The organism is Luteimonas fraxinea, from assembly GCF_021233355.1.
Classification (GTDB): Bacteria; Pseudomonadota; Gammaproteobacteria; order Xanthomonadales; family Xanthomonadaceae; genus Luteimonas; species Luteimonas fraxinea.
Map to the genome: position 1 here is coordinate 2935439 of NZ_CP089507.1, position 23323 is coordinate 2958761.

Consider the following 23323-nt stretch of genomic DNA (forward strand, 5'->3'; position numbering starts at 1 on the left):
GACGCCGGATGAGGGAATAGCGCAGCCTGCAGTGTGGCTCTGTAATGGCTTGCAAAGACGATAATTTTGAATGAGTTGATCTGGTTAGTCTTGCGAGATCCGCTTTCTCGATGGAGTAGGCCTCCGCAATCAGCGCCAAGCGATCCGCGAAGCTGTTGGGCTGGAGTATGCAGTAGAAGGTGGCCGGTTCCGGGGGGTGTTGGTGCACCTTCCAGCTGTCCTCTTCGTCGCTGCAGCTTGAGAGCACAGCATTCCACGCCTTCCATTCGTAGAGACGCACGCCCTATGCGTTGAGCGAGTTAATGATCTCGCGCACTTTGGCGGAGGTGCCCCGGTGCCAGGGGAGGTCCCTTTCGTCGCATCGACCCGATCGACCGTCTCGTAACTGGTCAGGCCATGATTCCGCCGTCTGATCTGCTTGATGGACTGCCCCTCTCGTGCTGAAGGCGAAACCTTTCCAGCCATTGGGCTCGATATTTTAGGTGGACCGTCGTGCTCCCGATGAGCGTGACTGAGCACCTCAGCCAATAGCAGGGGTGATGTCTCCGCGAGAGCAGTTCGTTGCCGACTACACTGCATAAGTGGATGGCAAGGTATGCCAAGTTCCCGCACATCCCATGTCAGCGATTTTCGGATCACAGGTTGCGCGCAAATAGTTAGACGCTGAATACTGCGATGGCTATCCTGCCCCCCCCCCCCCAGATGACGGAACCTCTCATGGCAGTTCTATTGACAGATCTCACCGCAGATCAGCTCACCTCGCTCATCGATCAGGCCACTGAGCGGCGTAAGCTTCTGAAGAAGCGGAAGCCGATCGCTGTAGTCCGTCGCAAGCTTGAGGCTGCTGCTGCGGAAAGCGGATACAGCGTAGCCGAGCTGTTTGGCGCCGGTGCGCGGCCTGCATCGTCACCGCCAAAGAAGAGCGGTTCGCAGGCTGGGGCGAAGGTGGCTGCCAAGTATCGAAACCCTGCCGCGCCCGATCAGACTTGGTCAGGCCGTGGTCTGAAACCTATCTGGCTACGGGACGCGATGGCGCAATGCGGTGCAAAGCTCGAAGACTTCTTGATCTGAATCAAGGCTCCCGGGAGTTCCAGCTCTTGCCCTATGGCACTGGCTTTAGGCTCTTCGCGGGCGTAGAAGGAGCTTGCGTCGAGAGGCAATCGGACGCGTTTCCTCCAAAATCAGGGAGTCAAACATGGCAGATGATCTGACCAAGCGTGGGCCGCCCGATGGCATCCGTATCAACGTCAACGAGGCTTGGGAGCTTCGGGACTGGTCCAAGCATTTCGGAGTTACGCCAGACGCCTTGAAGGCTGCCGTCAAAGCGGTCGGTGTGATGTCGAAGGATGTGAAACGGCACTTGGGCAAGTAAGCTCGAAAACCGCTGGCAGCCAATGGCTGCCAGCGCCCGGCCTGTGCTGGAGCGCCTAGTGTCCGCGAGAGCGAGTTCTGTCTATCTCCAAGACCAGCAGGCGGAAGGTTTTCGGCCGGTGCTGGTCTAATGCGCCCGCATCAGTTGCGAATCGCTCGTCTACGATCGTCTCGCAAGCTTGTTGTTACCCGCACCACAATGCTTGACGGTTCGGGGTTTGCGGCCTATAGGTATTCCGTCGGTGTTCCCCGCGTTGCGGGGGGGTGTTCCAAAAGTTGACTGCCACCTCGGCAGCTTAGAAGCGGTATATCTACACCGACAACGGAAGCGCCCCAGTGGGGCGCTTTTTTTTCTTGCGAGAGAGCGCCAGTTCGAGGGCACAATAGGCGCCGTCGAACCGCTTTTGGATACTTCGAGAGGTCTTGCAGAGATCTTCTTGCATATAATTTCGATTGGGACGGATGACCCAAGGGCTGTTCTATAACTATCTGCAAGGATCGCTTTGACTGCTCGGGGAGCGACTTGTGCGATTTGATCTAGAGAAGTTGAGCTCGCGGGAGCTCGATCTGCTTATTGCGACCGCTGAGAAGCGCAAGACGGTTCTCTTAAGGCGCAGGCCTGTCGCGACTGTCAGGGCTGAGTTGACGATGCTTGTGGCATCTGAAGGCTATACAGTCGATGAGGTTCTTGGGCGACAGTCGCCAGTGGTTGCCGCGAGCGCGCGTCCGAAGCGGCGCAAGCTTGGCAAGGCGGCAGTGAAGTATCGAGACCCGGAGAACCGGCGCAACTCGTGGACCGGACGGGGATCGATGCCGCGTTGGCTGGCCGCGAAGGTGAAGCGTGGCATCAGTGCTGCTGATTTTCTGATCCCTGGACTCGCTCGGCCGACCGAAAAAAAGGGACTTCGGCTCGGACAAAAGACGGTGTTCAAGCCGGTCGCTGAAAGCGGTTGACGCGACACTCAAGCGTTCTGGGACGCGGGCTAGAAGTCAGCTTGTAGAGCGTTCACCCATGCCGAACGCATCTCGAACCGGCGACGCCTCCTTTGTCGGTCCAGCGCTGTCAAGCTAGTTCTGCCTCAATTCGCTCATCGCGATCGCGACGATTAGAGCTTGTCAGCAAAAGCCTTGAGCATTGCCAGCGCTTCCGCTTGGCGCTTACGCGGAAGCCTGGAGATCACCAGGATCACCTCGGCCAACAGATCCGAAGATGTGTAGAAGTAGGCGACCGGAAGCTCAAGTGCTTCGGCAAGCTTCTCCAAAGTGATCAAGTCAGGCTCGTGCATGCCTCGCTCGTAGCGTGAGATCCGCGGCGCGGCCGTGTTGGGGTCATCCAGGCCCAAGCGCTCGCCTAGCTGCGCCTGCGTAAGTTCCCGAGCAAGTCGGGCCATCCGCAAGCGCTTTCCAACCACGGTCGGTGTAGGTAGTGCGGCAGGCATCCGGCGGCAACGTGAGCTAACTGCATCCGATTCTGCCGATTCCATCCTAGCAAAGCATTTGCGATAATCGCAAATAGGCCGGGTGGCTTGAGAGATAGGAGCAGGGCTATGTGTCGTTGTCTCGTTCTTCTGGCAGCCGTCTGCCTTCATGTCGGCGATGTTGTCGCTGCGGATGGACTGTCGTGTGCGCTGGCTAAGCAGCAAGAAGCAGCCACCACATCAGTTCAAGAGTTTTTGTGGAGCACAGCGCACGGGGAGGTTAGGCCTGACGGTGCGATCCGCACCCGTCTAGGGGTGATTGAGCCGGGGGAGGGCAGTTCAACTTCCATCCTCCTCAACGGTGTGCCCGTTGCGCTTCCCATGGAGCTCGCGGGACTGATCCGATTTGGACAGATCTATGACCGAGTTGACCAAATCGCTTTGGCATATCTGGTTGAACGCCCAGAAGACAGCTCCGCGAGTCCTAGCCAAGTTGCGCTGACCCTCGACAACTCCGGCCAAGTGACCTCCACCGATCTGATCCCGGGCAACGCCGATCCGGCGCCCGGGCAGTGCCGTCTAATCAACTGAGGGGAAGCCATGAAGAAATTTCTGTTTACGATTGCAGCGGGCGTGATGCTCGCCGGATGCGGTAACGGTGGTCCTAGCAAGTCCCAGGTGGAAGCGGCGCTGATCCAGCACTTCGAGCAAGCCTCCGGAGGGATGCGCACAACTTTCGAGAGGCTGGATGTGGGCGGCTGCGAGAAGGTCGAAGGCGGTCCGGGGCACGCCTGCGCGGTAGACGGTCAGGCCGTGATTGATGTTGGCGGCAGGGCGCAGCGAGAAGCGCTCACAGCCACCTTCGTGTTCGATGAAGTCGGCGGCGCGTGGAAAGTCGTTGCTGCCCAATAGTCATGACTCGCCGCTCGGCGACCAATCCCTTCAGACGAGGAGCTCATATGTGGAGCATGTTCAAGCTCGCCCGGTGGATCATCACCGCGGCCGCCTTGCTGTGGCTGTGGAACAGGGTCACTGGCGAAGGGATTACATCGCAGGGCACGCTGCTGATGACAATGGTCTACGGGCAGTTCGTCTTCTGGCCGCTGTTGGTGCTGTGGATCGTCCCGGCGATCTTCCGCCACCGTCCGCCGAAGGCGAAGAAACATGATCTTTCCGTCTTCAGCGCAGGTATTTCGCACGATCACATCGCGTTGGATCAAGAGCGCGACAAGCTCTGGATCCGCGACCCTGCGCGCGGTGAGCGCTATTTGGATCGAAACGACATCCTGTCGATCCGAACAGCGTTCGATGTTCGCGGGTCGGTGACGAACCAGCGGCTGGAGCTGCAGGTTCGCGATGTTGAACATCCGCTGTGGCAGGTGCCGTTCGTGCGCCACTCGGATCGCCGACATAAGGGCATGGAGCGAAACGGCGCAGAGCGTGACGAGTGGTTCGCGCGCTTGAAGGCTTGGACGGGTCTGTCGACCGTGCGCTAAGTTCTTTCGAGGCAAGCGTGCTTCGGGTCGAGCTCTTGGGACGCGCCAGGATGTCAGGGGGTCTTGGACAGATCCAACGCCAATGCCTTCATCTTCTCAGCCAAGGACTTGAGTTCTGTGTCCTTCATGTCCACCGCAAGCATTTCGTAGCTCACCTTCTCGGCTTTCAACTGCGCTTCGATCGTGTTGGTAGCTACATTGCTCGGGGTGATGCCGAAGAACTTGGTCTGCTGCGGCCTCATGTTGACCACCAGGGTCTCAGATCCCACTTGCAGCGTGTTCTTGCCGCCCGCGGCAGAAAGGCGCTCGATATCCCGTCGCACCTGACCGCCGAGTTCGGCAAGCTTGTATTCCTCGGTGATGTCATCAATGGTTTGTGTGAACGGTTGACCTTGGCGCTTAGCGCGCGCCGCACGCGTGCGCCAGATGTCGCGAGCATTGGCCAGCAACTCTCCCTTGGCGTCTTCGGACATCTTCGACCAAGAGCCTTTGGCAACGCTCAGCTCGCGCGCTGCGCTCTTGCCGGCCTTGGCTTCGAAGACGGCAGCGATATAGAGCTCACCACCGCTGCGATACGCCATCATCCCATCCGTAATCTGCCTGCCATTGGCGTCGCGGATCAGGTGCCCTGGAATGAACTCCAACTTCTTTCCCGCTGGCACTTTCAGTCCGAGTGCAAATTCTCCTACGCGTGTGCGAAGCCACGGAACGATCTTGCTTTCGATCAATTCCTCCAGAAGCTGCCCCTTCAAGTGATCGACATTGGGGCCTTTTTCCAGAATGCGCAGAAGAGCGGGTGCATCCAATGAGCCCATCTCCCTGCTAACAGTTTGCAGCTCGCCAAGGAGCTTGATCACGCGTGCATCAGCGACCGGCGCCGCATTGGTCGCGCCGCGAACCAGAGCGGGGATCGCCGGCGCTGCGTCCTTGGCGACTTGGCCAGCGATGCGCCTTTGCGCGCGCAGCTCAATGCCGGCTTTTTCTACCTCGACCAAGGCCTTCCCGCCCGTGGCGCTTTCAGCTCGACCGCTTGCTTGGACCACTTTGGACCACGCGGCCGCATCACGCCCATACAGCTTGACCAGGCGCGCTTCGGTGTAGAGCGCTCGCCCGCCCTTGACCAGCCTCCCGGCGGCGGGAAGGAGCACGGTGGCCCCCAGGATCCCGCGCTCGACATCGGTCAGCGCATAGCCAAACAGGTCGCGGCCTTCGTAGACCTCGTAAGCCGCCACCATGTTGCCGACATACGGCACCAAGCCAATTGCAAGTTCTGCGACTTCGACTGCCGCTGGCCGGTCGATAGGCACAGCCCTGACTTCCCCGTCCAACGGCCCTGTTTGTGCCAGACGGATCAGAACAACGAGATCGGGCCGCTCACTAAGCATGGTCGCCAGACCCGCCTTGGCGCTCATCGTGGCCATGAGCTTGGAATTGGGTTGGGTATGAAACCAAGCCAACAGCTCAGAGCCGATCATGCGCATGGTCGGCACGACATCGGCCTGCTCGCCATAGACCATGTAGCTCTTGCCGTTCTTTTTATCGAGGAACCCGTAGGCGCGCACCTGCGCGTCCTTGGGCAGCTGCTGGGACAAATTTAGGTATTCGGAGAATTTGGCTGCCCGTGCGGCAGGGTCAAGGAACTGCGGATTGATCTCCTGGTCTGCCAGCCCCTCGCAAGCGACCTGCCAACGATCCGGACCGCGAAACCCTCTGGCGTCTGCGGGCATCTTGTCGAACGCTAATACCTGCGGCGGGCTCTTCAGCCCCTCGATCATGAGCTCAATGGATCGCCGGACGACGGCAATGGTTGGGGCGCTAGCGTGCCCGCTCGCAAGCAGTTGTGTCAGGCGAGCCTTGGCGCGAACCAAGGCAGCCTCATAAGGACGGATATCGCCAGCCATGGCACTGCTCCGTCAGACTTCGACCCACTCGCCTTCGGGGTTTTGGTCCCATTTCGGAAGCTTGTCGTCTGGCCTGAGATGAACCAGCGAAGTGGGAATTTTCACCGTCCACGGCTCGCCTTGGGGCACCTCATCCCCCGGCCGATCCAGACGCTCTGCCAACTCATCGGCAATAGGCAGATAAAGATCACTGCTGATCGGAGGGAGTGGTCCACCTTCCCAAAGCTCTCCGTAGGTCATGAAGTGATCGACCGCGCCTTCGAAGCCGGGCCGGGCAGGCACGGTTACGCGGCAAAAACCGGCCTTGAGGAACTGGGTGAAAAGTGGGTCGGGATCGTCGAATGCAATACGATCTTCCCACTCGCTCTTCCGGCCCCAGAAGTAGGGATAGGTCACCCAGGTGATGTGCTCCCACTCAAAAGCCTGCTCGAAGAAGCGCACATAAGCGCCTTCCAAGGCCGCTTCTGCCACGCGGATCTGCGGTAAGCCCGTGCTGGGTGCAGTGCCAATTGAGTTGAACAGGTCGAAATGCTGTTCGGTGAGGATGCTGATGCAGTCCTTCTTTAGCTCGTCCTTCATCCGTTCCAAGTTCAGCGCCGGGTTGGCGCCGCGGATAGCGATACCGGCCTGCATCTCAATCGATGCAAGCTTCTCTTCATATTCGCTTAAGCGGGCCCGATATGCCGTGGTGAGCTTGGCGTGCGTTTCCGCGCGCCACTTGTCCAGTGCCGCATCTGTGCGCTGACACTTCACCTCGATCGTGAAACCCACATTGGCCACGCGATTGGTGATCAATGCGAAAGGCAGGCTGCTGGTTTCATTGCCCAGTGTGAGCGTGTGAGTCGTGGGATAGGTCTTCGCCGGGCTCAACCCCACTTGGCGGAACTTGTCGCCCACGACGAAGAACAGAGAAAAGTTCTCCTGCCAAAACAGCACCAGTGTGCCCACATACGCTGCAATCGCCTTATAGCCCTCATCGATGGCGATCTGCCCGGAGTGGTTGAGCATCGTGGGCGGGTCTTCGTCGTTGGCTTTGAAGTCGGCCGACTTGAAGCGATACAGCTCGGGAGGTGGGAGGATGTCGGTGGCACCGTAAGCCTTCACCCAGGTGCCGTAATTGCTCTCATCGACCTGTGCTGGCGTGAGCGTGAACGGCTCGGGCTTATCCAGCTCCACGATGCTGTCGTGCGACTTCTGCATCGCCTTGATCAAGAACGCCGCAGGCTCCGGGACCATGAAGTCGAACATGGTGCGCAGCCCATAGTTGAACATCTGGGCGCGGTAGATCTTGTTGACCCATTGATACACGCCGGAGATGTGTCCTGCGCCACCCACATTGTCTAGGGTGTGGGTGTTCTTCTCGATCACTTCGTTCGTCACGCGAAGCGATGACCGCTCCAGCACGCGCTCGGTGATCTTGTTAGCACTTCGCTGCGTAACATCCTGCGAGAAGCTCGATGCGGACTTTGTCGCCTCCTCCTTGGAGCGGGACATTGAGCCTTCAGCGCTTGCGGTGAATTCGACCGTGGGCCCGTATTTGCCAGAGACGGTTAGGCCAGCCTTCAAGGACGCATCCTCCTTGATGGTCTCGGAGCTCTCGCGTGTCATTTCGAACCGGTCAGTGGTTTCCAGTTCTCGCTCTTCGGAGGTGGAGACTTCGGTCTCGCGGAAGGTCAGCTCCTCGGTTTCGCGACGGGTGGTGTGTTCGCGTTCTTTCTTCTCCCCACGCAGAACATTTTCAATGTGTGCCACATCGGCGCGCTCATAGCCAATGAGCTGCTGGCGCACCATCAATAGGTCGGCAATGCCCGCAGGCTTTACATCACCGATCGACTTGGGAACGCTCGAAGCGGGCCAAGGGAAAAAGCCGCCCGTAAAATCCGCGAGCTCCAGCATCGTGGCGCTACGGGTCATCTTGGTGGCAACAAGGGTCCCGCCCACTTTTCGAAAGCTGCGCTCCACCACAGGGGCGGTCTTGTCGGCAAGGTCGCGTCGGACTTCCTCGCGCGCATGCGTGAGGCCCTCAAGCATGCTCTGGATGCCTGTCCGCTCGACACCTGCGCCTTTTGTGCCCAGGATTTTGCGAGTGGCAGCAGATAGCTCCGACGCTGCTTCCTTACTCAGTCGAAGGCCTTCAGTGCGGAACTGCGACGCGCTGATGGCGGGTGCGCCGGCGGAGGCACGGATGCGTGGGCTGACCGATAGACTCTGGATTGTCGCCGCGCCGGTCGGAGGCCCGCCTCGCTCGCGGGGCTGGTCCAACAGCTTCTCGGCGATCCGCAGTTCGATATCGGATAGCTTCTCGGATTGGCTGGCAGACCGGCGCAGCATGGTTTCGAGCTGCAGACCATCCACGGGTTCTTTGAGGTCCGATGACTCAGGGTCGGACGACTGCATTGCGTCTGGCCCCAACCGAGTGAGCTCGGAAATCGCGCTGGAGAGCTCGCGTTCCTTGCGGACGAGTTCCTCCAGCTCCTTGCGCTGCGCGCCCTCGCGCTTCTCGCGCTCCTTTTGCACCTTGCCGGCATCTTCCTTGGAAGGGCGAAGCGCAGAGGGCAGGCGGTCTTTGGAAGGCAGTTCGAGTGAGCGCCTGCGGTAACGGCGCAATGCGGCGGCGGATTGCGGAAACTCCCGGTCATCGACAGCCTTTTGCATCACTTCGATCGTGCGCATCTGCCCAACAAGGGCCTCGATGGGACGCTTGTGCTCCGCAGGCACCTGTTTGATGGCCGTGATGCTGTCGCGCAGTCTTGTGGCGGAGGACTGCACGCTCTGGGACGCCAATGCGTCGGCAGGACTTGCGTCGAAAGCGTCCTTGATGGCGTCATGCAGATCCTGGGGCGTCAGGCTTCCGCTGCCTTCCAGTCGATCAAGCAGCTCGAACAAACGCGCGAGGCTGTCGTGCGCCGGGGTAGCGGCAGGGCTTGAAAGAAATTGGTCACTTGAAATGAAGCTGATTGCGAGCTTTCCGAGACCATCGCGGTTCTTCGCTCCCTCTAGCCTGCGTAACCCAGCTTGGTAAGGACTGTCCTGGGTTAAACGGATGCTGGGGTTTGCCGGGTCTTGGGCAACGGGCGGGCGCGCGAGAACAAAACGAAATAGCGGCTCCATTGGGCAACACTCCTGTGATCGCAGTGCTGAGAGCGACTGCCGGGGATACACAGGTCAACGCAACCATCCATCGAGAACGGACAGCTGAAGCTGAGAAATGAGCACTGCGTCGCATTGAACGCGGCTGCCAAGCAGTGGTGGGCGTTCTGTCTCCAACAGAAAATTGCGCTTGCGAGTTGCCAGACGCGAAGGACCAGAAAGCCCGTGGTATGTGATCTGCATGACCACAACAGGCCTTCAAGCGGTCAGATGAGATCCACCGCGTTGAGCCTGAAGACCTGGCCGATGAGCGAACTTCTCAGCCTCTCTTAAAGCCGCACTGCTGTTGCTGCGATTGCTCCAGATGGATCTGTGACAACGCGATCTGAGCATGCTTGGCCGCCGCAACAGCACGGGCCAGGTGTCGGACTTCAAGCAAGACTATTTGGGTCGTGGCAATCTGTCTCCTGAGACTACCACTGCGGAAAGCAGGGTGGTCTTCGGAGGACATAGGGAGAAGGACATGAAGACGATTTCAAAGTTCTGTGTGGTCATCGCCTCATTTTTTCTGTGGCCGACCATCGGCACTGCCCAGCAGCCTGGATCCAGCGCCTACAACCAGGTTCTCCTGCCTGGGCATGGAGTAGGGGATACGCGACAGGCGAGGTTGGCATGGGGAGCCTTCTCGATCAGCCCCGCTGACCAGTGGAGTGGGTCTGCCACTGGCTTTGCTTCGGAAAGTGAGGCATCCGAGAGCGCGATTGCAGATTGCAGAAAGCGCGGCGGCACTGCATGCGCGGTTGAATTTACCTATGCGAACCAGTGCGTCGCAGTCGCCGCAACCTCTACCAACCATGCGTGGTCAAGAGGCAAGACTGCCGGGGATGTGAGATCAAAAGCGCTGTCCGCCTGCGGAGCGAGCTGCGAAATATTCTACGAAGACTGTTCTTTCCCAGCTAGGTAACGCTGCTTCTGGCGCACAGCGTTTGTCTTGCCTGTGCTGCCGATGAATCAGAAGCGCATTATTTGGGATGCGACGCATCAAGCGCGCTACAAAGAGCAGGCCCCGACGATCGTTCTTTCGCTCTTGTCTTGACGCGGAGGATGATGAGCGTGGCTGAGCGGGAATCAGCGAAGTCCACGCAGTTCCGATATACGCCACCGGCGGCCCGGTGCTTAAGCCGCCGGCGGCGTGTTTCCTACTTCGGAAGGGTGTTGGAATACTTGTAGTCGATCAGAACCCAATTTCCGCGAACACTTGTTCCAACCCAGCGATAAGTCCAGCTCTGCGTCACAGCGCCCCGGACTGAACCAATCGAGATCTCTTCACCAGGCGAGCCGAACGCAGGCAACCCGACGGGGGGATCGTCTCCCGGACTCTGGGCTTGATACAGCCCGCTGTGCGAACGCGATCGAGTGACAACGATGTCACCCAACTCGCCGTCGACATACGCTTCCTGCGCCCGAAGCCATTGGGCTACACCTAGAGCACCTTCAGAGCTCGCCTTGTAGGTCTCAACAGTCGTGACCTCGGTCATCACCGGTTGCGAAGTCTGCGCCTGCGCTACAAAGCTGAGGCTCGCACCTCCAGCGAGAACAGCTGCCAACATCCAAGTCTTCATCGTGTATCGCTCCCGCGGCCTCATGCCGCGTCGATGATCGTGCACCTTGCGCAGGCACAACATCGTGACCCCTATCCAGATGCGGAGCAGGAGGGTGTGCGGAGTTTGGCGGGTTGAGAGTGCGCGTGTGGATTCATGGATCTCAGTGAGTATGTGCTCGCCCACGACTACGGGCGTTCGATGCAAGCCAATCACCGCCTTTCTGCTTGTAGCGCTCACGCATATCGGGGCTAATGACGCTCTCGCGGTAGGAAAGCATTGCGCCAAGAACCTCTTCCAGGCTCAGCGCGCCGAATCCCGCATTGACGAGCAATGTTCCTATCGCATCGCGTTGAGAAGCGCGCGTGCGCCGGACTGCCTCTTTTGTGCGCGCGGCATCGCGCTGCGCGCTTACAATTTCACGGGCCTTGAGTTGTGCCAACCGCTGTGCCGATCGCTCAATCTGATCTCGAAGAAGATTGCTGCTACTCATTGTCGAACTCCTGCTGATGTAGAGCTCTTATCGAAGCTCAAAGATCGCTCGCGTCAATCTTCAACGGCACGGGTTGGAGGGGCGAGGTCAATGCATAACGCGTGCGCGCGAGCAGGAAGATCGAAGTCGTCATCGCCTTTTGAGACATGGCTGCTGAGATCCAGAGCAAGTGCGCACATATGCATGACCCTGCGGGCCAAGCGTGCGCAGGGGCTTCGCCCCTGACCCCGGGCGCTTTGCGCCCGCCCCGATGCTAGGCCCCTGGGCCTTCGCGATTGCGTAGAGCGCGCCTTGCGCTATGACTGCTTGCACTCATTGCGGAGGCATCTATGGCGATCTATCACACGCGTGTCAAAGTCTTCAGTCGCTCGAAGGGGCACAGCGCCGTTGCGGCAGCTGCATATCGAGCAGGCCTTGCGCTGCTCGACAAAATGACCGGGGTCCGCCACGACTACACAAGACGAGGCGGTGTCGTGGCGAACTTGTGCTTGGCCCCGAAAGGCGCACCGGAATGGGCGGTAGATCCAACCCGAGTTTGGGGCGCCGCGCAGGATGCCGAGCGACGCAAGGATGCCGCGCTGGCCCGTGAATTTGAGATCTCGTTACCGCATGAGCTCGATGACGCCCAACGGCTGAAGCTTGTCGAGGCGATCGGGCAGGCATTGATCGATCGCTATGGCTTTGCAATCCAAGCAAGCATCCATGCCCCGGACCCGCCGGACGGATTGAATCACCACTGCCACTTCCTTGCGACGACACGCCGAATGGGTGAATCGGGCTTGGGCGAGAAAACGAGAGAACTCGATGGAGGCGCCGAAGGTCGTCGGCAGGTCGAATGGGTGAGGGCGCTCGTAGCCGAGAAGATCAACGACCACCTGGAACGCGCGGGACAGACCGAGCGAGTGGACCACAGGAGACTGGATGTGCAAGCGCTGGACGCATTGAGTCGAGGTGACTTGGAGGCCGCAGCGCGTCTCTCTCGTCGGCCAACTCTGCACGAAGGGAAGGCTGCTACGGCAGCGCGCAAGCGAGGGGTAATCACCGAGCGACGCGAGGTCAACGATTCGATTAAGCGAGCCAATGCAGATCGATTGGAAGACAGGCTCGCGCAGCTCAGGCGGGAGGGCAGGCTAATGAGCACCCCTGCGGGCCACTCACACGCGGCCGCTGTTTCGGAGCGCCGTGCGCAAGTGGCGTTACCCACCACTAGGCCGCAGGCTCCGATCTCTGATCTCGCGAGCACCGTCAGGTTCGCGGCATCGGTCCGGAAGGTCAGCTACCGTACCGGCGACAAGGTTGCGGACACACTTGCGATGGAGCAGCGCGAACGCGAGGCGGAGATAGAGCGCCTCATGCTTGAATGCGCGCGTATCTACCTGGACAACCTCAACGCATCGTTGCGCGCTGTCCTTCGAGGTATGGCGTCCATCCTCCTTGAGCCCAAGGCTATCTCGCAGTTCCATGGATCGTCGCGACGACTACTTTCCGATGTCAAAGACCTTCATGGCGCCATGGTGCGGGCGGAGCGGGATACCTCGCGGTTTCGCCGCCGCATGGCGATCCAAGATCGAGCGGAACACGATCTGAGCTCCGCGAAGCTTGAGCTTGATCAGTTCGACACTGATCAGCCGAAGGCGGGGCTTTGGACGAGACGAGAGTGGGCTGAGCGCCGGCGCCGGAAGGCAGAACGCGTTGCCGACTTGTCTCAGGCATGCGCGGAGGCGACAGCCGCAACCAATCCAGCAGCGCAAGTCCGCTACAAGCGAAAAGCGGATGAGAGCTTGCATGCGCTCGCATGGGCTGGAAAGCAGTTTGCGTCCAACTACCTCATGCAGCTGTCTTCCTCGCTCTCCCTTCCCGAAGAGACAGCAAGCGACGAACTGGACGAAGAGCTCAGTGGTGCGAAGAAGAAAGGGCGTCGTCGTGTCTCACAGAAGCCGGGCGTGCAAGTGCCGCCGCCTGCCAAGTTCATTCCGGGCACGGGGCCACGCGCGCGCATCTAAGTGCGGTCGCCTTGTCCCCCTGACAAGCTCAGTTCAGGAAATCGCCTTCGACCGTAGTCAGCCTTACAGGACCATCGAGCATCGGTGGTCTGGTCTGCGCATCGAGAAGGGCTTGGTCAGCAAGCCCTATCAGATCGCTGCCCCCCGAGCGCTTTGCTGACCTCAATGAAGCGTTCGATCATCCGCGCGAGCTGGCGGATCGCGATCCGCAGCATCAACAGTTTTCGTTTTCAGCGATGGAGTCGTGGGTAGAGCAGTCGCAGACGGAGCTGCGCTCGCGGTTCCCCGCCGGATCAGCTCCTCTGCAAGTGCTAACGAGTGGGCGATGTCATGCGAACGGTCGGCGAGTTTGCGGCTCTCGCTTTGGCCAACTAGGACACTAAGTATCTGGCCGGCAATTTTTAACTTGATCTCTGGCATGGAGCGCTCCTCGCGCTGGTGGGGTGCCTCCATAGGACTGGTATTTGCGTTTAACGCAAGTAGATGATCATCACAAAACGGGCGAATTTTGTATCCAAAGCAGAATGTCTATCGGTGACATTGCGCGGAACGAACAATTTTCTCGCGACTGGAGTTCAACCCATCAATAGCGTTACGGCTTCCCTCCACTACAAAGATCCTCTGCCAGAAGCGGCGCCTTGCTCGGCGCACCTAGCCTTGCATAGCCTGGCGGGTCGAATCTCTCTCAGCTTTCGCTGAATCAGAGTTCAGTAAAATCGTATGTAGACACAGCTACATGATCTAGCAATGACAGAGTGGGTGGTAACTTGATACCAACGCGAGCCGATGATGCCCTTGCCCCCGCTAACATTGGAGCTTGAACAGGACGAACGCATCCGAAAAAATCCACGCCCAACAACCCTCGCCGAGATAGCCAGGCGGTAGTAGCCCAAAGCGTGATGCGGGGTTGCCGAGTAGGACCGTGAGAACTCGTGTCCGGAGGTGGCCGCGATACCCAAGCTCCCAAGCGCTGTGAGAATTTCTCCGGTGCTTTCCCCTAAATTCCATCAATTAGGACAACGCAATGAAAATGTTTTTGATCCCCCTGTGCGCAATCGCGCTTGTTGCGTGTAATGGGGAGGAACCGGCGAGCTCACCGCCCACCGAAACCCCGACCGCCGCTGCGCCGGTCGCACCCGCTTCGCCGGTAGCAGCTCCGGCAGATGGCACTCCTCAGAGTTATGGCAATGACATGCTGCCCAGCGCAGAGGTTATCGCCTTCGAGAGCGCGGATAAGCAGCATGGATACACCGACGCACGCATTGAGTGGGATGAGAACAACTGTGCCGTTTACGAGGGCGTTGCCCCGAATGGTGAGCGAGCCCGCCATCCGCTGGTGGCTCAAGACAATCAGCCGATCTGCTCACGATAAGCTTCTAGGGGGCCGCGCAGCCGTTCGACAAAGTGCGGCCCCTCCTCCCGCTCCTGGCGCGGTTCGATCCCGATGGAGCACGAACTGGTCCAGAACGCGCCGAAGGAATTGGTTGATCGCGGCGGCGCAGGCTACGCGGAAGAGAAGTCGTTTCCTGGGGGCCACTTCGAGACCATCGAGATCGCTGGATGCGGTCAGTCACTGGGTTTGTTGAAGGCTATGTTCGGAGGCCAAGCGCTTTCCTGCTCAGATGTCCAGACATGTTCTTTACTAGGACACCAGGTTGGCTCCGCGCTTGGGGCAGGCTTGTCTAGGAGCGAAACGACCAAGGAAGATGAGTCGATCCTGCTTCGTTTGACAAAGCGTCTTGCCCTTCGCATCCGAGATGCGATACGTTCTTCGCCGATTTCAGGGTATCGATCTTGATATCGTGATTTCGGGCCAATCGATTGATAAGCCATTGATTGGTAAGGTTAAATGGAGTGGGAGTCGATTCCCTTCACCCGCTCCAACCGGTGTGTGTGACATCCGTGCGGCGACACCATCGAACTGGTGTCGCCGTTTTCGTTGGTGGCCCGTCTCTCTTCGCTGTGTGCCTGTCCGGTGATTCGATGAAGCTCGCGATCCTCTCCCGCAACACCAAGCTCTACTCCACCCGTCGTCTGGTCGAGGCCGCGCGCGTGCGCGGGCATACCGTGCGCGTGCTCGATCCGCTGCGCTGCTACATGCGCATCAGCAGCGAAGGGTTCTCGATGCGCTACAAGGGCAAACCGGTCGTCGGCTACGACGCGGTGATTCCGCGTTTCGCGGCGTCGGTCACGCGTTACGGCAACGCGGTGCTGCGCCAGTTCGAACTGATGGGCACGTTCGCGCCGAATCCGTCGGCCGCGTTCGCGCGTGCACGCGACAAGCTGCTGTGTCAGCAGCTGCTCGCCGCCGAAGGGCTCGGCTTGCCGGTCACGGTGTTCGGCGACAACCCGGACGACACGGATGATCTGCTGGCGATGCTCGGTCCGCCGCCGCACGTCATCAAGCTCAACGAAGGCAGCCAGGGCGCGGGCGTGATGCTCACCGAAAAGCCGTCGGCATCGCGCGGTGTCGTCGAGGCGCTGCGCGGTCTGTACGCGAGTTTCGTGATGCAGGAATTCATCGCCGAAGCGCAGGGCGCGGACCTGCGTTGTTTCGTCGTCGGCGACCGGGTGATCGGCGCGATGCAGCGTCAGGCGCCGCCGGGTGATTTCCGATCCAACCTGCACCGGGGTGGCACGGCCAGCCCTGTCGAGACGACGCCGGAAGAACGCGCGGCCGCCGTCCACGCCGCGCAGGTCATCGGCCTCGGCATCGCGGGTGTCGATCTGATCCGCTCCGCGCGCGGTCCGCTTGTGCTGGAGGTCAACGCGTCACCGGGTCTGGAAGGCATCGAGGAGGCGACCAGCGACGACATCGCGGGCGGCATCATCGAGTACCTGTCGGCCCATGTCGCGGCGAAGCCACCCACCCGGCGCGCACGGCGTACGATTCCGAACGGAACTTGAACGTTTTTTTTCCGGATTTCGACGGCGGCCTCCCTAATCTGCACGTCCGGAATGCGCTTGCGCTCTCTCCGTCCCGGGCAACCGGGGCCGCAGCGGATGACGGCAATCGGGGCAACACTCCTTCGACCCGGGCGGTTTCCGCCCGGGTCTTTTTGTGTCCCGCCCTGCGTGACGCTGCCAGGCCGCACAGGCTCGCGTGTCGTGAGCTGTCGCGCCGGGACCGGTTTGTATGCGCGACGACGACGGTCGTCGTGGAAGCATCGCAGTGCTGTGCCATCATCCGGCGCAGACCCGTATTCACCGTATGCGCCCGAGCGGGCGCGACGCCAAGGACACCCAATGCACATCCTCGTCATCGAAGACAACCAGGACATCGCCGCCAACCTCGGCGACTATCTTGAAGACCGCGGGCATACCGTCGACTTCGCCGCCGATGGCGTCACCGGCCTGCATCTGGCGGTGGTCCACGATTTCGACGCGATCGTGCTCGATCTCAACCTGCCGGGCATGGACGGTCTCGAGGTCTGCCGCAAGCTGCGCAACGATGCGCGCAAGCAGACGCCGGTGCTGATGCTCACCGCGCGCGACAGCCTCGACAACAAGCTCGCCGGTTTCGATTCGGGCGCCGACGACTATCTCGTCAAGCCCTTCGCGCTGCAGGAAGTGGAGGTTCGCCTCAATGCGCTCTCGCGTCGTGGCAAGGGCACGCACACGCGCGTGCTCGATGTCGGCGATGTCGAATACAACCTCGACACGCTGGAAGTCCGCCGCGGCAGCAAGCTGCTGCAGCTCAACCCGACTGCGCTGAAGATCCTGCAGTCGCTGATGGAGGCCTCGCCGGCGGTGGTCACGCGGCAGGAACTGGAAACCCGCGTCTGGGGCGAGGAACTGCCGGATTCGGATTCGTTGCGCGTGCACATCCATGGCCTGCGTGCGGTGATCGACAAGCCGTTCGATATTCCGTACATCCAGACCCGTCACGGCATCGGCTACCGCATCGCGGTTCCCGATGCGGTCACCTGACGCCACCCCGGGCCGACCGGCCCGCACGCGCGGGCGCCGCCGCTACCGGCGACGTCTGCGCAGTCGCATCATCCTGTCGTTCGTACTGCTCGGTCTCGGGCTCACGACGCTGTTTGCGTTCCTGACCCAGGAAGCGCGCGACCGCGTCGAGAACACGCTGGTCGAAGACCTGATGAACCGCAACATCGACGAGTACGCGCGGCGCTACTACGTCGATCCGGCGCGCAACCCCGCGGTGCCGCTGGAACAGATCCGGGCGCGCGTGATCAAGCGTGACCGCTTTCAGGAGCTGCGCCGCGAACAGCCGGACTGGTACGAACTCGGCGACGGCATCCACAACCTCAGTGGCGTCGACGAAGACGGCACACCTTTCATGTACAAGCTCGCGGTGCGCAAGACGCCCGACGAGTGGTTTTTTCTCGCCTACGACATGAGCGAGACGATGCGCGGCTCGACGCAGTTCCAGCGCGCGATCTTCGGTTCGGTCGTCCTGGTGTCGCTGCTGTCGCTGTTGATCGGCTGGTGGTCGGCGGCGCGGGTCATGAGTCCGGTCTCCGCGCTGGCCAACCGGTTGCGCAGTTCCGGCGACTCGTCGACGCCCGAGGCCTTGGCACCGCATTTCCCGGACGACGAGGTTGGCCAACTCGCGAGCGCGCTCGACGACTACGCATTCCGTCTGACCGAAGTCGTGCAGCGCGACCGCGAGTTCAACGCGGACGTCAGCCACGAACTGCGCACGCCGCTTGCAGTGATCAAGGGCGCGGTGGAACTGCTGCTGTCGCGCCCGGAACTCGACGACAAGACCCGCACGCGCCTTGCACGCATCCAGCGCGCCGAGCAGCAGTGCACGGACCTGATCAGCGCGCTGCTGCTGCTGTCGCGCAACGAGCGCGGACACGGCGCGACCGATGTCGGCCGCGTGGTCGAACAACTCTTCGATGCGCATCGCGGTCAACTGGCCGGCAAGCCGCTGACGTTGCGACTCGAAGCCGGCACGCAGCCGCTGATCGTCGATGCGCCCGAGGCGGCGGTGACTGTCGCACTCGGCAATCTCGTCGGCAACGCGATCAAGTACACGCTCGAAGGCGAAGTGGTGGTGAGGCTGGGTGAGCACACCGTCGAAGTCGCCGATTCCGGCCCGGGCCTCAGCGCAGAAGATGCCGCGCGCCTGTTCGAGCGCGGCTACCGCGGCACGCACGCCGAACATTCGCAGGGCGGTGGCATCGGCCTGTCGATCGTGCGGCGACTGTGCGCGTTGTACAGCTGGCAGGTACGCGTGGTGCCGGGCGCTGTGCGCGGCGTCGTGGCGACGCTGTCGTTCCGGCCAGAGCGGCCGTCGATGCCGGCGGACTGATACAGGCGGCGGGGAACGCGCGCGCCGTTCCTCGATGCCTTACAGACTCACCCACCAGCAGCCGAGATGCCGGCGCAGGCCGAATACGGTGGTCACCGTGCCGCCGCCGCTTGCGCCGGTCTGGTCGATCCGCAGCGAGGTGGGTGGACGCTCCGGTGCCGCGGTCGGGATGTCACGCGCGCTGACCCAGCCCGAGAATCCCGTGCGTTCCTGCGCGACCACCGTCTGCGCCGGGCGTTGTGCGGTGATGTTGACCAGCGGTCGCTGCGCGATCGCATCGAGCCGCTCGAGGATCTGATAGCCACCGCTGTGGCTCAGGCCCTGCCAGTGATAGAGGCCGGCCACGCGATTGGTGTCGCGCTGGTCGATCGCGAAACTGAGTTCCTGGATCAGCCCGCGCAACTGGCGCTGGCAGCCGATGCGCGGCAGGGCGGACGGCGCCGGGCCACGTCGCGGCGTGCTCGTGGTGGCACCCACTGCCGAACAGGCGCGATCGGTGTAGATCGTGCCGCCGTCGGGCGCGGTGCAGCGGCGCACCTGCGCCGACGCGCCAGCCGGCACGCACACGGCCGCGATCGCCGAGGCGGTCAGCAGCAGGGCGGGGTAGGGGCGACGGGGCATCGGCGCAGCCTAGCGGCTGGCCGGTGATGACGACAGTGGCGCCGGGCGCGGCGCTTCAGGACAGGCGCGCGAGGACGGCCTGGGTCGGCTTGGACAGATTGAGCGTGTAGAAATGCAGCGCCGGCGCGCCACCGGCGATCAGGCGTTCGCACAGACTCGTGACCACGTCCGCGGCCAGCTCGCGGATCGCATCGGCGTCGTCGCCGTGCGCGGTCATCTGCCGCTGCATCCAGCGCGGAATCTCGGCGCCGCAGGCTTCCGAGAACCGGCGCAGCTGGCTGAAGTTCGAGATCGGCATGATGCCGGGAATGATCGGAATCTCGACGCCCGCGCGGCGCACGCTGTCGACGAAGTGGAAGTAAGCGTCGGCGTTGTAGAAGTACTGGGTGATCGCGGCGTCCGCGCCGGCATCCACTTTCGCCTTGAAGTGGCGCAGGTCCGCGCGCGCATCGTCGGCCTGCGGGTGGATTTCCGGATAGCAGCCGACTTCGATGCGGAACCGGTCGCCGAACTCGCTGCGGATGAAGGCGACGAGATCAGCCGCGTACCGCAGATCGCCCGGCTGGCCCATGCCGGACGGCAGATCGCCGCGCAGCGCGACGATGCGGTTGCAGCCGATCGCGCGGTAGAGCTTCAGCAGTTCGCGAATTTCCTCGCGGCTGCCGCCCACGCAGGACAGATGCGGTGCCGCGTCCAGGCCGTGCTGCTGCTTGAGCCGGCGCACGGTCTCGGGCGTGTGGCTCAGCGTCGATCCGCCGGCACCAAAGGTGCACGACACGTATTCGGGCGCATGCACGGCGAGTTTCTTCGCGGTGCGGTCCAGCTGGCTGCGCTGGTCGTCGGTCTTGGGCGGATAGAACTCGAAGCTGAGCGGGAGCATGCGCGGCCTGCGACGACGGAGTGCCTCGATTGTATCGCTCGATCGCGATGAAAGCGAAGACCCGGGCACCACCCCGCTGCATGGAACACGCCTTCCCGCCGGCTCCACGCGCGCCGGACCTATAATTGGCCGGTCGCCCGGCCCTGTGCCGGGCCGTGCCCCTCGACGGTCCTGGCCGCCGACCGGCGTCCTCCCCCAAGGATCCCGTCATGAAAAAATTCCTCAAGGCCCTCGTCGGCCTCGTCGTGCTGGTGGCGATCGCCGCCGGTCTGTTCCTCTACTGGCCGCTGTTCGAACGCGCGCCGCCCGAGCCTGAGAACGCTGAACCCGTCGACGTGGTGCTGATCGGCGCCGGCGTCATGAGCGTCACGCTGGCCACTTACCTGCAGGAACTTGAGCCCGACTGGCGCATCGAGATGTACGAGCGCCTTGATGGCGTGTCGCTCGAAAGTTCGGACGGCTGGAACAACGCCGGCACCGGACATTCGGGTTTCGCCGAACTCAACTACACGCCCGAGCGCGAGGACGGCAGCATCGAGACCTCGCGTGCGGTCGACATCGCCGAGCAGTTCGAGATCTCGCGCCAGTTCTGGTCGCACCAGGTCGAAGCCGGCCGTCTCGGCACGCCGACCGATTTCATCAACGCCACCCCGCACATGAGCTTCGTCTGGGGCGATGCGAACATCGATTACCTGCGCCGTCGCCACGCCGCGCTGTCGAAGGAGCCGCTGTTCAACGGCATGGCGTATTCGGAAGATCCGAAGCAGATCGCCGCGTGGGCGCCGCTGATGATGCAGGGACGCGATCCCGCGCAGAAGATCGCCGCGACCTGGATGCCGCTCGGCACCGACGTGAACTTCGGCGTGATCACCCGCCAGCTCACCCAGGCGCTCGAGCGCAGCCCGAACTTCGGCCTGCATCTGCGTCACGAAGTACGCAAGCTGCAGCGCGAGGACGACGGCACCTGGACCGTCGCCGTGCACGACCTCGCCACCAACACGACCCGTTCGATCCGCACGAAGTTCGTATTCGTCGGCGCCGGCGGCGCCGCGCTGACGATGCTGCAGCACTCGGGCATTCCGGAAGCCGCGAACTACGGTGGGTTCCCGGTGGGTGGCCAGTTCCTCGCCGCCGACAACCCGGCCGTCACTGGACGCCACGACGTGAAGGCTTACGGCAAGGCGGAAGAAGGCTCGCCGCCGATGTCGGTGCCGCATCTCGACGCGCGCATGCTCGACGGCAAGCCGGTGCTGCTGTTCGGCCCGTTCGCCTTGCAGAGCACGCGCTTCCTCAAGCACGGTTCGTGGTTCGACCTGTTCTCCTCGGTCAACAACCACAACGTCGCCGGCATGATGCGCGTTGGCGCCGAGAACCGGGATCTGGTCGGCTACCTCGTCAGTCAGGCACTCCTGTCGGACGCGGATCGCATGGCCGAGCTGCAGAAGTACTACCCGGATGCGCAGCCCGCCGACTGGCGCCTGGTGACTGCCGGCCAGCGCGTGCAGGTGATCAAGCGCGATCCCGAGAAGGGCGCGATCCTGCAGTTCGGCACCGAGATCGTCACCGATGCCGACGGCAGCATCGCCGCGCTGCTGGGCGCGTCGCCGGGTGCGTCGACCTCGCCGAAGATCATGCTCGACGTGATGCGCAAGGCCTATCCGGCGCAGATGGACGGCCCCTGGCGCGAACGCATCGCGCAGATCGTGCCGTCGTTCGGTCAGACGCTCAACACCGATGTCGCGCTGACCAACCGCATCCGCGGCATGACCAGCCGCGTGCTGCAGCTGCCGTATCACGAAGTGCCGGGCGCTGCGGTCGGCGACGGCCAGCCGCCGGCGGCGAACGACGAACTGCACGGTCCCGACGAAGGCCCGGACGAGGCCGATCTCGACCGGCGCACCCAGGCGCTGTGATCGACACGAAAAGGCGGGCCGCGAGGCTCGCCTTTTTTCTTGCGCGATGCAGGCGCGTGACCCCGTCGCGCCATCGCACGCGCACGGCGCGGTGTCTTCGCGATCCGGTTCGCCGTACTCTCCGCCGATGCCGACCACGCCAGCCAGCCACGACCGCAGCGCCCAGAGCGCCCGCAATCTGTTGATCCAGGAAGTGGTGGAAACACGCCAGCGCGCCCGGCTCGGCGGCTGGTTCTACGGCGTCGCCGCGGCGCTTGCGTTCGCGGTCACCGGATTTTCGACCGGCTACCGGATGTCGGCGTTGCTGGTCATCGGCACGCTGCTGGCACTCGCCATCGTGCGCGTGCTCATTCCCGTTCCGGCCGCGCCGGACGAACGCGAGGCACGCCGGTATCTACGCACGCTGTGGGGCGTCGTGCTCGCGACGACGATCGTCTGGGGCAGCTTCAGCGCATGGAACCAGTCCGCGCTGCCCGAGCCTGCGCCGTTGATCGCGCTGTTGTTCTCCGGTGCGTTCGGCATGGCGCTCGCACATACGCTGTGCATGCGTCAGCTGCCATCAGCGCTGGCGATTCTCGGGGTCATGGTGCCCACGCTGGTCGTGCTGTGGCGCGAGGTCGCGATCGGTGTCGGCGCCATGTGGATCGTCTACATGGCCTACATGCTGCTGGTCATGCGGCGTAGCCATCGCGAATACCGCGCGCGGCTGGAACTCGAAGAAGACCTGCGCCAGCAGCGCGATCTGTTCGCGACCCAGAGCCGCGTCGATGGTCTGACCCTGCTGCCCAACCGCCGCGAGTTTTCCGAGTCGCTGGAACAGGCGATCGTGCTGGCCGGCGACGGCCGTGCACTGTCGCTGCTGATCCTCGACATCGACCACTTCAAGCGCATCAACGACAGCTTCGGCCATGTGGCCGGCGACGCCTGCCTGGTCGAATTTTCGCACCGGTTGCGCGCGTCTTTCGACGGCCCGGGCGAGCTGTGCGCGCGTCTGGGCGGCGAGGAGTTCGGCGTGCTGCTGCCTGCCGACTGCATCGTGGCCCATGCGCGCGCCGAACGCTTCCGCGAGACGCTCGCGCAAAGTCCATTGGCCTTCGATGGCGTGCAGGACGTCGTGACGACGAGCGTGGGCTGCAGCAGCTTCGACGCATCCCGCCACGCCGATGCCGGGGCGCTGTACCGCGAAGCCGATGCCGCGCTGTATCGCGCCAAGATGGGCGGCCGCAACCGCACCGAACGCACGCTGTAACGC

Annotated in this window: 22 protein-coding genes; 15 read left to right on the forward strand and 7 right to left on the reverse strand. The window is 62.1% G+C overall.

From position 1 onward, the window contains the following. Positions 1–717: 717 nt before the first annotated feature. The 3 genes from LU699_RS13190 (at position 718) to LU699_RS13200 (ending at position 2325) form a co-directional block, all read left to right on the forward strand. The gene (locus LU699_RS13190; protein ID WP_232137188.1) at positions 718–1071 is read left to right on the forward strand and encodes an H-NS histone family protein; all 354 of its coding nucleotides are present in this window, start codon (positions 718–720) and stop codon (positions 1069–1071) included. A gap of 124 nt (positions 1072–1195) precedes the next feature. Continuing rightward, positions 1196–1372 (forward strand): DUF3606 domain-containing protein, encoded by a 177-nt coding sequence (locus LU699_RS13195; RefSeq protein ID WP_232137185.1) that lies wholly within the window; start codon positions 1196–1198, stop codon positions 1370–1372. Between the two features lie 647 nt (positions 1373–2019). Beyond that, positions 2020–2325, forward strand: a complete 306-nt coding sequence (locus tag LU699_RS13200) for an H-NS histone family protein (RefSeq protein WP_425491224.1) — start codon at positions 2020–2022, stop codon at positions 2323–2325. 152 nt (positions 2326–2477) lie between these two features. Here LU699_RS13200 and LU699_RS13205 read toward each other — a convergent pair whose 3' ends face one another. Beyond that, entirely contained in the window at positions 2478–2960 is a 483-nt protein-coding gene (locus LU699_RS13205) for a helix-turn-helix domain-containing protein (protein ID WP_336246133.1), read from the reverse strand. On the opposite strand from LU699_RS13205, the gene LU699_RS13210 reads away from it, so the two are divergent. Genes LU699_RS13210 through LU699_RS13220 form a run of 3 tightly spaced genes read left to right on the forward strand, consistent with a single transcriptional unit; the run spans position 2919 to position 4285 of the window. Further along, positions 2919–3380 (forward strand): hypothetical protein, encoded by a 462-nt coding sequence (locus tag LU699_RS13210; protein ID WP_232137386.1) that lies wholly within the window; start codon positions 2919–2921, stop codon positions 3378–3380. The genes LU699_RS13205 and LU699_RS13210 overlap by 42 nt on opposite strands. A gap of 9 nt (positions 3381–3389) precedes the next feature. After that, complete coding sequence (locus tag LU699_RS13215) at positions 3390–3701, forward strand: hypothetical protein (protein WP_232137183.1); 312 nt, start codon at positions 3390–3392, stop codon at positions 3699–3701. Between the two features lie 56 nt (positions 3702–3757). Continuing rightward, positions 3758–4285, forward strand: a complete 528-nt coding sequence (locus tag LU699_RS13220) for a hypothetical protein (protein WP_232137182.1) — start codon at positions 3758–3760, stop codon at positions 4283–4285. A gap of 53 nt (positions 4286–4338) precedes the next feature. Here LU699_RS13220 and LU699_RS13225 read toward each other — a convergent pair whose 3' ends face one another. After that, complete coding sequence (locus LU699_RS13225) at positions 4339–6186, reverse strand: pre-toxin TG domain-containing protein (protein ID WP_232580204.1); 1848 nt, start codon at positions 6184–6186, stop codon at positions 4339–4341. 12 nt (positions 6187–6198) lie between these two features. Next, complete coding sequence (locus LU699_RS13230; protein ID WP_232137180.1) at positions 6199–9297, reverse strand: hypothetical protein; 3099 nt, start codon at positions 9295–9297, stop codon at positions 6199–6201. A 502-nt stretch (positions 9298–9799) separates the two neighbouring features. Between LU699_RS13230 and LU699_RS18455 the strand changes: the two genes are divergently transcribed. Next, positions 9800–10240 carry a DUF4189 domain-containing protein gene (locus LU699_RS18455; RefSeq protein ID WP_425491638.1) on the forward strand — a complete coding sequence of 147 codons (441 nt, stop codon included), beginning with the start codon at positions 9800–9802 and terminating at the stop codon, positions 10238–10240. Positions 10241–10475: 235 nt separating this feature from the next. Here the strand turns inward: LU699_RS18455 and LU699_RS13235 are convergent, their stop codons facing one another. Next, positions 10476–10898, reverse strand: coding sequence for a hypothetical protein (locus LU699_RS13235; protein WP_232137179.1), 423 nt, complete (start codon positions 10896–10898; stop codon positions 10476–10478). A 142-nt stretch (positions 10899–11040) separates the two neighbouring features. Next, positions 11041–11370 carry a conjugal transfer protein TraD gene (locus tag LU699_RS13240; RefSeq protein ID WP_232580205.1) on the reverse strand — a complete coding sequence of 110 codons (330 nt, stop codon included), beginning with the start codon at positions 11368–11370 and terminating at the stop codon, positions 11041–11043. Between the two features lie 329 nt (positions 11371–11699). Here LU699_RS13240 and LU699_RS13245 point away from each other — a divergent pair, with 329 nt between their 5' ends. From LU699_RS13245 to LU699_RS13270, 6 genes are all read left to right on the forward strand, one after another. Next, a complete protein-coding gene (locus LU699_RS13245) occupies positions 11700–13373 on the forward strand; it encodes a MobA/MobL family protein (RefSeq protein WP_232137177.1) in 1674 nt (557 codons plus the stop codon). Positions 13374–14397: 1024 nt separating this feature from the next. Further along, a complete protein-coding gene (locus LU699_RS13250; RefSeq protein WP_232137174.1) occupies positions 14398–14745 on the forward strand; it encodes a hypothetical protein in 348 nt (115 codons plus the stop codon). A 72-nt stretch (positions 14746–14817) separates the two neighbouring features. Continuing rightward, positions 14818–15171 (forward strand): hypothetical protein, encoded by a 354-nt coding sequence (locus tag LU699_RS13255; protein WP_232137172.1) that lies wholly within the window; start codon positions 14818–14820, stop codon positions 15169–15171. A 185-nt stretch (positions 15172–15356) separates the two neighbouring features. Then, the gene (gene rimK / locus LU699_RS13260; RefSeq protein ID WP_232137170.1) at positions 15357–16280 is read left to right on the forward strand and encodes a 30S ribosomal protein S6--L-glutamate ligase; all 924 of its coding nucleotides are present in this window, start codon (positions 15357–15359) and stop codon (positions 16278–16280) included. Between the two features lie 339 nt (positions 16281–16619). Beyond that, on the forward strand, positions 16620–17303 hold the full coding sequence (locus LU699_RS13265) for a response regulator transcription factor (RefSeq protein WP_232137168.1): 684 nt from the start codon (positions 16620–16622) through the stop codon (positions 17301–17303). Continuing rightward, positions 17290–18657, forward strand: coding sequence for a sensor histidine kinase (locus tag LU699_RS13270; protein WP_232137167.1), 1368 nt, complete (start codon positions 17290–17292; stop codon positions 18655–18657). The genes LU699_RS13265 and LU699_RS13270 overlap by 14 nt, the downstream gene beginning before the upstream one ends. Positions 18658–18696: 39 nt before the next feature. Here LU699_RS13270 and LU699_RS13275 read toward each other — a convergent pair whose 3' ends face one another. Continuing rightward, positions 18697–19278: a hypothetical protein gene (locus tag LU699_RS13275; protein WP_232137165.1), complete on the reverse strand. Its 582-nt coding sequence runs from the start codon at positions 19276–19278 to the stop codon at positions 18697–18699. A 55-nt stretch (positions 19279–19333) separates the two neighbouring features. Then, positions 19334–20158: a methylenetetrahydrofolate reductase [NAD(P)H] gene (gene metF, locus LU699_RS13280; RefSeq protein WP_232137164.1), complete on the reverse strand. Its 825-nt coding sequence runs from the start codon at positions 20156–20158 to the stop codon at positions 19334–19336. Between the two features lie 209 nt (positions 20159–20367). Between metF and mqo the strand changes: the two genes are divergently transcribed. After that, positions 20368–22071, forward strand: coding sequence for a malate dehydrogenase (quinone) (gene mqo / locus LU699_RS13285; RefSeq protein ID WP_327058769.1), 1704 nt, complete (start codon positions 20368–20370; stop codon positions 22069–22071). Positions 22072–22198: 127 nt separating this feature from the next. Continuing rightward, positions 22199–23320 carry a GGDEF domain-containing protein gene (locus LU699_RS13290; RefSeq protein WP_232137163.1) on the forward strand — a complete coding sequence of 374 codons (1122 nt, stop codon included), beginning with the start codon at positions 22199–22201 and terminating at the stop codon, positions 23318–23320. Positions 23321–23323: the final 3 nt, after the last annotated feature.

Coding starts and splice junctions, on each gene's coding strand:
- LU699_RS13190 (WP_232137188.1), top strand. CDS start 718: ATGGCAGTTCTATTGACAGATCTCACCGCAGATCAGCTCACCTCGCTC.
- LU699_RS13195 (WP_232137185.1), top strand. CDS start 1,196: ATGGCAGATGATCTGACCAAGCGTGGGCCGCCCGATGGCATCCGTATC.
- LU699_RS13200 (WP_425491224.1), top strand. CDS start 2,020: ATGCTTGTGGCATCTGAAGGCTATACAGTCGATGAGGTTCTTGGGCGA.
- LU699_RS13210 (WP_232137386.1), top strand. CDS start 2,919: ATGTGTCGTTGTCTCGTTCTTCTGGCAGCCGTCTGCCTTCATGTCGGC.
- LU699_RS13205 (WP_336246133.1), bottom strand. CDS start 2,960: ATGAAGGCAGACGGCTGCCAGAAGAACGAGACAACGACACATAGCCCT.
- LU699_RS13215 (WP_232137183.1), top strand. CDS start 3,390: ATGAAGAAATTTCTGTTTACGATTGCAGCGGGCGTGATGCTCGCCGGA.
- LU699_RS13220 (WP_232137182.1), top strand. CDS start 3,758: ATGTTCAAGCTCGCCCGGTGGATCATCACCGCGGCCGCCTTGCTGTGG.
- LU699_RS13225 (WP_232580204.1), bottom strand. CDS start 6,186: ATGGCTGGCGATATCCGTCCTTATGAGGCTGCCTTGGTTCGCGCCAAG.
- LU699_RS13230 (WP_232137180.1), bottom strand. CDS start 9,297: ATGGAGCCGCTATTTCGTTTTGTTCTCGCGCGCCCGCCCGTTGCCCAA.
- LU699_RS18455 (WP_425491638.1), top strand. CDS start 9,800: ATGAAGACGATTTCAAAGTTCTGTGTGGTCATCGCCTCATTTTTTCTG.
- LU699_RS13235 (WP_232137179.1), bottom strand. CDS start 10,898: ATGAAGACTTGGATGTTGGCAGCTGTTCTCGCTGGAGGTGCGAGCCTC.
- LU699_RS13240 (WP_232580205.1), bottom strand. CDS start 11,370: ATGAGTAGCAGCAATCTTCTTCGAGATCAGATTGAGCGATCGGCACAG.
- LU699_RS13245 (WP_232137177.1), top strand. CDS start 11,700: ATGGCGATCTATCACACGCGTGTCAAAGTCTTCAGTCGCTCGAAGGGG.
- LU699_RS13250 (WP_232137174.1), top strand. CDS start 14,398: ATGAAAATGTTTTTGATCCCCCTGTGCGCAATCGCGCTTGTTGCGTGT.
- LU699_RS13255 (WP_232137172.1), top strand. CDS start 14,818: ATGGAGCACGAACTGGTCCAGAACGCGCCGAAGGAATTGGTTGATCGC.
- rimK (WP_232137170.1), top strand. CDS start 15,357: ATGAAGCTCGCGATCCTCTCCCGCAACACCAAGCTCTACTCCACCCGT.
- LU699_RS13265 (WP_232137168.1), top strand. CDS start 16,620: ATGCACATCCTCGTCATCGAAGACAACCAGGACATCGCCGCCAACCTC.
- LU699_RS13270 (WP_232137167.1), top strand. CDS start 17,290: ATGCGGTCACCTGACGCCACCCCGGGCCGACCGGCCCGCACGCGCGGG.
- LU699_RS13275 (WP_232137165.1), bottom strand. CDS start 19,278: ATGCCCCGTCGCCCCTACCCCGCCCTGCTGCTGACCGCCTCGGCGATC.
- metF (WP_232137164.1), bottom strand. CDS start 20,158: ATGCTCCCGCTCAGCTTCGAGTTCTATCCGCCCAAGACCGACGACCAG.
- mqo (WP_327058769.1), top strand. CDS start 20,368: ATGAAAAAATTCCTCAAGGCCCTCGTCGGCCTCGTCGTGCTGGTGGCG.
- LU699_RS13290 (WP_232137163.1), top strand. CDS start 22,199: ATGCCGACCACGCCAGCCAGCCACGACCGCAGCGCCCAGAGCGCCCGC.